At 68.6% G+C, this 1350-nt stretch carries 3 protein-coding genes; 2 read left to right on the forward strand and 1 reads right to left on the reverse strand.

The features are described 5' to 3' along the window. Together ACFWPT_RS39450 and ACFWPT_RS39455 are read left to right on the forward strand one after the other, a co-directional pair. A partial coding sequence (locus ACFWPT_RS39450; RefSeq protein WP_380487804.1) for a hypothetical protein occupies window positions 1-409 on the forward strand: 409 nt, incomplete at its 5' end. Continuing rightward, window positions 402-1082 carry a hypothetical protein gene (locus ACFWPT_RS39455; RefSeq protein ID WP_380487806.1) on the forward strand — a complete coding sequence of 227 codons (681 nt, stop codon included), beginning with the start codon at window positions 402-404 and terminating at the stop codon, window positions 1080-1082. The genes ACFWPT_RS39450 and ACFWPT_RS39455, both read left to right, overlap by 8 nt. Window positions 1083-1166: 84 nt before the next feature. Here the strand turns inward: ACFWPT_RS39455 and ACFWPT_RS39460 are convergent. Next, window positions 1167-1350, reverse strand: a 184-nt coding sequence (locus tag ACFWPT_RS39460) for a hypothetical protein (protein WP_380487808.1), incomplete at its 5' end; no start/stop codon positions are given.

Consider the following 1350-nt stretch of genomic DNA (forward strand, 5'->3'; position numbering starts at 1 on the left):
GCGCCGGCCGCTGGACCCGGACGACGGGGTCCTGTGGGACTGCCTCAAGGGTCTGTACCGGCGGCTGCACGGCAAGCTCCGGGCGAAGGGCCAGAAGGTCATCCGCCGGGGGGACTGGGGCATCGCGGTGCGGGACGCCGCCTGGACGAACATGCTGCGGAAGGTCTACAAGGCCGGTGGCCTGCTGCGGCTGGCGGAGACGAACGCCTTCACCGAGCGCCCGATGTACCCGGTGAAGATGGACCACGACGAAGCGGTCTACGTGGTCAGCGGCTCGGGGACCGTGATCCCGGACGGCATGAAGGAAGGGTTCGGGCTCGGTGAGTTCCGGGTCCACACGACGGACGACCTGGCGGCGTGGCTGAGCGCCCCGGCACAGAAGGGCATGGGGGAGATCACCAATGGCTAAGAAGCGGTACAGCGGTGAGGAGCCCGCCAAGCCCAAGGACAAGGGCGGTCTGCTGGACGGCCTGGTCCGCAAGCTGACCGGCCGGGCCCCGGGCGCGGTGGAGCGGGAGCAGAAGAAGAGCCTGCCCGAGCGGTTGGGCTGGCTGGAGAAGAAGCACAAGGGCGACGAGAAGTCGGCAGCGAAGGCCGCGGGCGTCTCCCTGACGACCTGGCGGCGGTGGAAGAAGGGCGGCCAGGAGCCGACGGCGGCCAGCGTGAAGAAGCTGGACAAGGCCACCAGGGAGGCCCTGGTGCCGAAGGGTCGGCGGGAGCGCATCCACAAGTCCACCAAGGGCGACCAGGGGATGAGCAGCGGCCGGCGGACCGGCGGCGCGGTGGTCTCGGCCTGGGTGCAGATCAGCTCGGACGGGCGGCCCCGGGATCTCGACCTCGGGGGGAACCTGCCCCAGGGTCGGCTGGACGCGGTGGTCCAGGCGTACCTGGAGGGCGGGGAGGAGGCCGCAGAGAAGGAGATGATGCAGATCATCCGGGAGTACATCGGCGGCGGTCAGAGCTTCGAAGGCTCCATCGAGATCAGCAACGTGGTCATGAACTTCGAGCCGATGGGCGAGGGGACCACGTACCAGCCGCGCCAGCTCGGGATCGAGTACCCGGACAGCGACGACGAAATCTGACGCTCCACCAGTGAGGGCCCGCCCGGATCATCCGGGCGGGCCCTCAGTGCTTGCAGTGTGTGCAGTGCCTTCCGTGGTGCCTGGTCAGCGGTTTCTCTGAGCCTCTTCGTACTGGTCCGTGAGACCGATCCCGATCGTCTCGGCCAGCTCCTTGTTCACCAACAGCTCCTCGACCAGGAGGCGGAGCACGGGCGCCATCGCCACCTCGGGCAGGTCCCTCTCTGCGGCCGTCAGGTTGCACCACTTCTTGAGCTTGGTGTGCAGCGTC

The sequence above is a fragment of the Kitasatospora sp. NPDC058478 genome, assembly GCF_042720345.1.
GTDB lineage: Bacteria > Actinomycetota > Actinomycetes > Streptomycetales > Streptomycetaceae > Kitasatospora.